The organism is Salinimicrobium oceani (assembly GCF_012037645.1).
This window is the reverse complement of sequence record NZ_JAAVJR010000016.1, coordinates 1-6,383: the sequence shown is the minus strand read 5'-3', so window position 1 is coordinate 6,383 and position 6,383 is coordinate 1. Positions and strand designations below refer to the sequence as shown.

The window sequence follows — 6,383 nt, the reverse complement described above, 5'->3', positions numbered from 1 at the left end:
GAAAAAGAATCCTGAAGAATTCATTAGTTATTGGTCAACCCTCAGACCAGAAGAAAGACCAGTAATTACTATTTTTGATAATGAAAATTAATATGTAAAACCGGTCAACACTAATCAGGGAAGTTCACTGTTCTAAAAACTATTCCCCGGCCAGTTTGACAATCACCTGTTGATTCACCTCATGTCCGCCATTAAAAGGAATGAACTTCAAATTCTTTGGAAATAACTCTCTAATCCGCTTTTCTTCCGATTTAAGAAACTCCTTGTTCACAAAAGGATCTTCCGTTCCGTAGACAAAGGAGATCTCTGTACCTTCTAAAAAAGTAAAATCTTCACCTTCTAATTCTTTTGGAAGCCGGCCGGAATTAAGGATGAGTTTTGAGCAATGGATCTTTCGTCTGGCGATCCAGCGGCTGACGATGGAGACGCCCTGGGAGTAGCCGAAAAGGATCAGCTTTTTGGCATTGTTGAGACCTTCTTGTTCGTATAGTTCATCCAGGTATGAGAGGACATTTTGGATCTCCTGCTCTGTATTTTCGCGGGTAGCCCAGGAGGCGCCCACGTGCTCATATTTTTCATTGAGATAATATTTCGAAGGCGCTTGGGGCGCGATGATATAATTCTTCTCCTGGTTAAGGTGGCGAAAGTATTTCAGGAAATAGCGGCTCAGGTAGCCAATTCCGTGGAAAACTACCCAGACGTTTTCAGTATTGTCTGTGAATTCATTTAATGTGCTATAGGTATTGGTGGCGCGATAAGAAACCTGCTTTTCATCCATATTATCGGGTGGTTTTGTACTTTTACAAAGAAACCAATCTATTTGCTATGACCAAAGAGGAAATTCTGGAGTTGTCGAAGAAAGTATCGAAAAACACGCTCATGGAAACTCTTGATATTGAATTTATTGAAGTCGGTGAGGATTACCTGGTGGCCAAAATGCCAGTGACTTCTAAGGTTCATCAACCCGACGGAGTTCTGCACGGCGGTGCTACAGTTGCGCTGGCCGAAAGTGTGGGAAGTTTCGCCAGCTACATTTTTCTTGACACCGATGAATTCTTTGTCCGCGGGATAGAGATCTCTGCCAATCACCTGAAAAGTATTTCTGAAGGTTTTGTCTACGCCAAAGCCACTTATCTTCATAAGGGACGCACTACACAACTTTGGAGCATCAGGATCACAGACGAAGCCGAAAACCTTATTTCTGTGGTGAAGCTTACGACCATCACACTTCCGAAAAAGAGAACCAATGCCTGAAGCTGAATTTTTTCAAAAACTGGAGGCTCAGCATTCTCAAAATCTTCCTTTTGTGGCTTATCGTAAGCCTGTTTTAAGTGGAAATTCAGGAGAAGTCAAAGCTTTTTTGCAACAGGATGATCAGCTGCATTATTCTGATGACTTCACCGAATGCGGCTTCGTTTTTGCCCCTTTTGACACCTCAGAAAAAGCTGTACTCTTTCCTGAAAATGCTTCGGAAAAGCTCATTTTTGAGCAGGTAATTTCTGAAGAAGCAAAGTTTAGTGATACCTCTCAAAAAGGGGAAATTCCGGAAGAAAAAAAGTTGACTCATGTTAAGCTGATAACAAAAGCAGTTGAGGCTTTAAAAGCCGGAGCAATGGAGAAGGTGGTGCTTTCCCGAAAGGAAATAGTGGCTTTGGATGATCCTAATCCGCTGAAGTTATTCAAAAAACTGCTGAAAATCTATTCTACAGCTTTTGTCTACTGCTGGTTTCACCCGAAAGTCGGCTGCTGGCTTGGCGCCACGCCTGAAACTCTCCTGAAGATCGAAGGAAACCGCTTTAAAACTATGGCTCTTGCCGGTACTCAAAAATTCTCGGGTACAATGGATGTGGAATGGGGTGAAAAAGAGCAGCAGGAACAGCAATTCGTTACTGATTCTATTTTAGATGATTTAGAAAAAGCAGGTGTCAGCTCGAGCGGAGTCGAGAGCTCAGCGGCTTATACAACAAAGGCAGGAAACCTTTTGCATCTGCGCACGGATATATCTGGCAAGATCCCAAATTCCAAATTTTCACCCGCCGCAGCTTTAGCGAAGGAGGGCCAAATTCCAAAAGAAGATTCCGGTAAAGCCGTCATTAATCGCGGCTCAGCAGAAAGAATAATTTCCGCCGTGCATCCCACACCCGCAGTATGCGGCTTGCCAAAAGAGAAAGCCAGGGAATTCATACTTTCAGAAGAAAATTACGACAGAGAATTCTACACCGGATTTCTGGGAGAACTGAATCTGCAGACAAATGTACAGCGAAGCAGGACCAGGAGAAATGTTGAGAACCTCGCTTACCGAGCGGTTAAAAAAGAAACTCATCTTTACGTGAATTTGCGCTGTATGAAAATTGAAGAAAATAAGGCGGTGCTGTTCGTTGGTGGCGGAATCACGAAAGATTCCGTGCCCGAAGATGAGTGGCAGGAAACAGTGAATAAGGCGGAAACTATGAAGAAAGTGCTGTTGAAATAATTTTTTAATATAGAGACCTGCAAGGTTTTGAAAACCTTGCAGGTCTTATAGAATCCTTATATGAAACACCCAAAAATACCGGTTGCAAGATCAATTGTTGCGCTTTGCGAAGCCAAGGGAATTCAGCATGTTGTGATTTCTCCCGGCTCCCGAAATGCGCCGCTGACTAACGGCTTTGTACATCATCCAAATATTAAAACTTACAGCATCGTTGACGAACGCTGCGCGGCCTTTGTGGCTATAGGAATGGCACAGCAACTTCAAAAACCCGTGGCAGTGGTTTGTACATCAGGATCGGCATTGCTCAATTATTATCCGGCGGTGGCCGAGGCTTTCTACAGCGACATTCCGCTGGTGGTGATCTCTGCCGACAGACCAATAGAACGTATTGACATTGGTGACGGACAAACCATTCGCCAAAAGAACATTTTTGAGAACCATATTCTCTATTCGGCTAACCTGCATTCAGAGTTGGTGCTGGAAAATGAAGCGACAGATAAGAAACTTCAGCAGAAACAATTCGAATCTCAGAAGCATAACGAACGGGAAATCAATTTGGCGCTAAACAAGGCGATAGAGGAGAAGGGACCGGTGCATATCAATGTTCCTTTCTATGAGCCGCTTTATGGTACGGTAGAGGATGTGGAGGTGAATCCGATTCAAATTTTGCCCGAGATCATTGAGAGAACCTATTCTCAAAATCAGTTGCAGGCGTATGCCGATCTTTGGAACCAGGCTGCGAGGAAGATGGTGATCATTGGAGTTTCTTCTCCGAATTCGGTAGAACAAAAGTTTCTGGATTGGCTGGCAAATGATCCTTCGGTCATTGTTTTTACCGAAACTACTTCCAATGTACATCAGGAGAAATTCTTTACGCGCATTGATACCATCGTAGGGCCCATTGAAAAAGATGAAAACCGGGAGCAACTTTTTGACAATCTGCAGCCCGAAATACTGCTCACCTTCGGCGGAATGATCGTCTCAAAAAAGATCAAGGCTTTCCTTCGGAATTATCAGCCGAAACAGCACTGGCATGTGGATCCAAAAAAGGCATATAACACCTTCTTTTGCCTGAACAAACATTTTGAAACTTCAGTGAATTCGTTCTTTAGTCAATTCCTTCCGCTTACTGAAATTTCAGAAAGTAATTATGCCGAATACTGGCTGGAGGTGAGAAGCAGGAGAAAAGTAAAGCACGAAGATTATATGGGAAGGATCCCGTATTCAGATCTTATGGCGATGCAGTTGGTTTGTCCGGCAGTACCGGAGAATTATATCGTGCACCTGGCAAACAGTTCCACAATTCGTTACGCGCAGCTCTTTAGATGGAAAGAAGACTTGCAGATCTACTGTAACCGCGGCACCAGCGGGATAGATGGCAGCATTTCAACTTCGGTGGGAGCTGCAATGATCTCGCAAGAACCGGTACTGATGATCACCGGAGACCTTAGCTTTTTCTATGATAGCAATGCACTTTGGAATAAGAACATTCCGAAGAATTTCAGGATCATTATATTAAATAATCGGGGAGGAGGGATCTTCAGGATTCTTCCGGGAGACAAGAATACAAATACTTTTGATGAGTATTTTGAAACAGTACATGAGCTCAACGCAAAACCTGTTTGTGACCTCTACGGATTTGAATATGCATCAGCTAAATCTTCCGAAGAAATAAAGGAGGGCTTAAATACCTTTTTTGACACTTCAGAAAAACCAAAGGTTCTGGAGATATTTACTCCGCGGAAGGTGAATGACGAGGTGTTGCTGGAATATTTCAGCTTCGTGAAATAGCCATTAATTATAAGTAACTTTGCCAAAAATTTGATTTTATGCTTGCCATTGGAGAATATCACACCTTAAAGATCGATCGCGATACAGAACCCGGACTTTTTCTTAAAGATGATGACGGAAATGAGGTGCTGTTACCTAACAAATACAAACCTGCGACTTTTGAAATTGGGGATGAAATAAAGGTTTTCGTTTATCTTGATCACGAGGAGCGACCGGTGGCAACTACCTTGAAGCCATTTGTGAAGCTGGATGAATTCGGCTTTTTGAAATGTGTAGAGGTCAGTGAGATTGGTGCTTTTATGGATTGGGGTCTGGAAAAGCATCTTTTTGTGCCCTTTAAGGAACAAGCGGTAAAGATGCGGCAGGGAGAACGATATCTTATTTTCTGCTACCTGGATGAATTGACAGACAGGCTGGTTGGTTCAAGTAAGGTAGATGCTTTTCTAGATAATTCCCAGCTTACCGTAGAAGCCTTTGAAGAGGTAGATCTCATAGTTGCTAATCCTACGGAATTGGGCTGGAACGTGATCGTCAATGAGATCCATAAAGGATTGCTATATAAAGATGATGTCTTTCAAAAACTGCACGTGGGTGACAGGCTTAAAGGATTTGTAAAGAAAACCCGTCCCGACGGGAAAATAGATATCACGCTGCAACGTCCCGGATATCGTAGTATTGAACCTAATGCTCAGGAACTTCTAACATTACTGGAAATAAAAGGCGGGTTTTTACCGCTCACCGATAAATCTTCTCCACAAGAAGTTCAAAAAGAGGTGCAAATGAGTAAAAAGAGCTTTAAGCGGGCCCTGGGGAATTTATATAAACAACGTAAAGTAGATATTAAAGAAAACGGAATTTACCTTAAAAACGAGGAATAGGAGTAGGGAGAGATGTAACCTCTCACCCTGGCGCCCGAATAGTGCGGCCTGCTGAATAATGGCACCTTCATTTCGTCGTATGCAGGAATTTTCTTTTCTCCTGTGTAAATATCATAGTTTGAGCCTCTGTCATACCTCCTCAAATCATTGGTCACTTCGATCAATGACTTTTCTCCACGGCCTATAGTAGGAACAGGAGCTTCCAGATCTATGTACCCGCTTTCCCTGGCTATTCTTTCTTGCTTCATAATAGCAATAAGATTGACCTCCCGTTTCTGTTCTTTGTTAAAGTTCACTTCGGTAAGGGTAAATGTACTTTCAGGAAAATCGGGAGTAAGAAAAGAAAGACTGGGACGCATCATGGTGGAGCCTGTGAAAGAACTTTCATGAAGTGAAAAGGCGAATTTTTTAAAAATGCCCGTTTCAGCAGGATTAGCAGGAAGTTCCTGTGAAGATCCACTGTAACAGAACATGAGAAAAAATAGAAGAAATAGTTTGTTCATAATTCCTGAATATGGCAAAGGAAGCAAAAACCATACAAATATGAGAAAAGAATGGCTGGGGTTGACTTTTCTATCGGTGAAAATTCATCTGTTCCTCTAACTACTGAATTAAAATTTTATTTTTGTTCCTAACTAAATCCAATCTACATGAAAAAAGTAATTTGCCTGTTGTTCCTTATTTTTACCGGGATTCAGACTCAGGCCCAGGAAAAAGATGCGCTTCAGGAAAAAGCAGTACAATTGATCAAAATGACCTCTGGGCAGCAATTTGATGTCGTTTTAGATCCTATTGTACAGATGATGCCCGAAGAGAACAAAGAGGCCTTTAAAAAGGAAATGATGGCGAGCCTGGAAGGGATCTATGGTCAGTTAGCTCAGGTGTACATCGAGGAATTCACAGAAGCCGAAATAGATGAAATTCTCAAATTTTACAATACTCCTGTTGGAGAAAAAATGAGAGAAGTCACTCCAGAACTTACAAGAAAAGGAATGGACATTGGCCAGCAATGGGGGCAAGAGCTGCAGCCCATTATGATGAAATATATGCAAAAGTAGTAGCTCTCAAAAAATACGGAAAGTCCGCTTCTTATTGGCGGACTTTTTTATTCGCCTTGACCCGTCCTGAAATAAGTTGACAACAAATCGACTTATTTATGAAATCATCAACAAACAAAGCAGTTAAACGGACACAGAAGGATTACAACTTAGGCTTTAAATTGGCAGTAGTATCCCAGGTAG

Annotated in this window: 7 protein-coding genes; 5 read left to right on the top strand and 2 right to left on the bottom strand. The window is 42.3% G+C overall.

Annotated features, from left to right (window positions below):
- Positions 1–139: 139 nt before the first annotated feature.
- Positions 140–778, bottom strand: coding sequence for an alpha/beta hydrolase (locus HC175_RS15005; RefSeq protein WP_168139309.1), 639 nt, complete (start codon positions 776–778; stop codon positions 140–142).
- Between the two features lie 47 nt (positions 779–825).
- On the opposite strand from HC175_RS15005, the gene HC175_RS15000 reads away from it, so the two are divergent.
- Genes HC175_RS15000 through HC175_RS14985 form a run of 4 tightly spaced genes read left to right on the top strand, consistent with a single transcriptional unit; the run spans position 826 to position 5,142 of the window.
- Positions 826–1,254 carry a PaaI family thioesterase gene (locus tag HC175_RS15000; RefSeq protein WP_168139308.1) on the top strand — a complete coding sequence of 143 codons (429 nt, stop codon included), beginning with the start codon at positions 826–828 and terminating at the stop codon, positions 1,252–1,254.
- Entirely contained in the window at positions 1,247–2,473 is a 1,227-nt protein-coding gene (locus HC175_RS14995) for a chorismate-binding protein (RefSeq protein ID WP_168139307.1), read from the top strand. The genes HC175_RS15000 and HC175_RS14995 overlap by 8 nt, the downstream gene beginning before the upstream one ends.
- Before the next feature lie 60 nt (positions 2,474–2,533).
- Complete coding sequence (gene menD, locus HC175_RS14990; protein WP_168139306.1) at positions 2,534–4,264, top strand: 2-succinyl-5-enolpyruvyl-6-hydroxy-3-cyclohexene-1-carboxylic-acid synthase; 1,731 nt, start codon at positions 2,534–2,536, stop codon at positions 4,262–4,264.
- Positions 4,265–4,302: 38 nt separating this feature from the next.
- Complete coding sequence (locus HC175_RS14985) at positions 4,303–5,142, top strand: CvfB family protein (protein WP_168139305.1); 840 nt, start codon at positions 4,303–4,305, stop codon at positions 5,140–5,142.
- Here HC175_RS14985 and HC175_RS14980 read toward each other — a convergent pair.
- The gene (locus HC175_RS14980) at positions 5,121–5,645 is read right to left on the bottom strand and encodes a hypothetical protein (protein WP_168139304.1); all 525 of its coding nucleotides are present in this window, start codon (positions 5,643–5,645) and stop codon (positions 5,121–5,123) included. The genes HC175_RS14985 and HC175_RS14980 overlap by 22 nt on opposite strands.
- A gap of 147 nt (positions 5,646–5,792) precedes the next feature.
- Between HC175_RS14980 and HC175_RS14975 the strand changes: the two genes are divergently transcribed.
- Positions 5,793–6,200, top strand: a complete 408-nt coding sequence (locus HC175_RS14975) for a DUF2059 domain-containing protein (RefSeq protein WP_168139303.1) — start codon at positions 5,793–5,795, stop codon at positions 6,198–6,200.
- The last annotated feature ends 183 nt before the right edge of the window (positions 6,201–6,383 follow it).

Coding starts and splice junctions, on each gene's coding strand:
- HC175_RS15005 (WP_168139309.1), bottom strand. CDS start 778: ATGGATGAAAAGCAGGTTTCTTATCGCGCCACCAATACCTATAGCACA.
- HC175_RS15000 (WP_168139308.1), top strand. CDS start 826: ATGACCAAAGAGGAAATTCTGGAGTTGTCGAAGAAAGTATCGAAAAAC.
- HC175_RS14995 (WP_168139307.1), top strand. CDS start 1,247: ATGCCTGAAGCTGAATTTTTTCAAAAACTGGAGGCTCAGCATTCTCAA.
- menD (WP_168139306.1), top strand. CDS start 2,534: ATGAAACACCCAAAAATACCGGTTGCAAGATCAATTGTTGCGCTTTGC.
- HC175_RS14985 (WP_168139305.1), top strand. CDS start 4,303: ATGCTTGCCATTGGAGAATATCACACCTTAAAGATCGATCGCGATACA.
- HC175_RS14980 (WP_168139304.1), bottom strand. CDS start 5,645: ATGAACAAACTATTTCTTCTATTTTTTCTCATGTTCTGTTACAGTGGA.
- HC175_RS14975 (WP_168139303.1), top strand. CDS start 5,793: ATGAAAAAAGTAATTTGCCTGTTGTTCCTTATTTTTACCGGGATTCAG.